This is a genomic window from Gemmiger formicilis, assembly GCF_016901605.1.
Classification (GTDB): Bacteria; Bacillota; Clostridia; order Oscillospirales; family Ruminococcaceae; genus Gemmiger; species Gemmiger formicilis_B.
Genome location: NZ_JACJKP010001060.1, coordinates 1 through 216, shown reverse-complemented (window position 1 = coordinate 216; position 216 = coordinate 1). Strand labels below are relative to the sequence as shown.

Genomic DNA, 216 nt, shown 5'->3' with positions numbered 1-216 from the left:
CGGGCTGTGTTTGGCCAGCATCTTGATAAACTCGATACCGATGACAATATCCAGCGCACGGGTCAGAAATTCGTAAACCTCCACTTCGTTACCGTCCACGATCAGGCCGGGCATGGTCATGATACTGCCGCAGACCACTACCACGAAACCGGCACCGGCAGAGAGACGAACTTCCCGCACGTTGAGGGTGAAACCTTCCGGTGCAGCAATCAGCTT

The 216-nt window shown here is 55.1% G+C and carries 1 protein-coding gene; it reads right to left on the bottom strand.

All coding sequences use genetic code 11. The annotated features are described in order from the left end of the window. Nucleotides 1-216: formate--tetrahydrofolate ligase (locus H6B10_RS17745; protein WP_204652593.1), on the bottom strand; the 216-nt coding region annotated here is incomplete at both ends.